Below are 419 nucleotides of genomic sequence, written 5' to 3' on the forward strand. Positions count from 1 at the left end.
TTGATGCCCTACTCCGGAATGCAGCAATTTGGATCTTTGGCTTGTCCTTCTCCGTTGGTGGCACTTACGTCACTGGCGAGGCCAGTACATGGGTCGTTTACCTAGCCACTTCTGGTGCAATGACACTCTGTTCTGTCGTAACAGCCTACCTGCTCGTGACCTATCACCGCTGGGGGCTGATGACGGCCAGGGTCTGGTTGCTATTGAGTGCCTGCCTAAACGGCTATGCCGTCTATTTGAGTAGCCACAACATCCAGTTGGTGGTGGCACTGCTTTCCAGCCTGTTTATTGCTTTGTGGATGCTCAGACCCTTGAGCATCCAGCAGTGAAGGGGACGTACAAGGTAATCGCTGATCTTCACCGTCAGCTATGGGGAATGTTGAAGGGGCAAACACAATGACGACGAATACTCAAAACGC

Annotated in this window: 1 protein-coding gene; it reads left to right on the forward strand. The window is 52.3% G+C overall.

Translation table 11 applies throughout. The features are described from left to right. Nucleotides 1-329 (forward strand): Fe3+-siderophore ABC transporter permease (locus tag BHE89_RS21360; protein ID WP_353615157.1); only part of this gene is annotated, 329 nt, incomplete at its 5' end. Nucleotides 330-419 lie beyond the last annotated feature (90 nt).

This window comes from Shigella sp. FC1967, assembly GCF_001743005.1.
Classification (GTDB): Bacteria; Pseudomonadota; Gammaproteobacteria; order Enterobacterales; family Enterobacteriaceae; genus Proteus.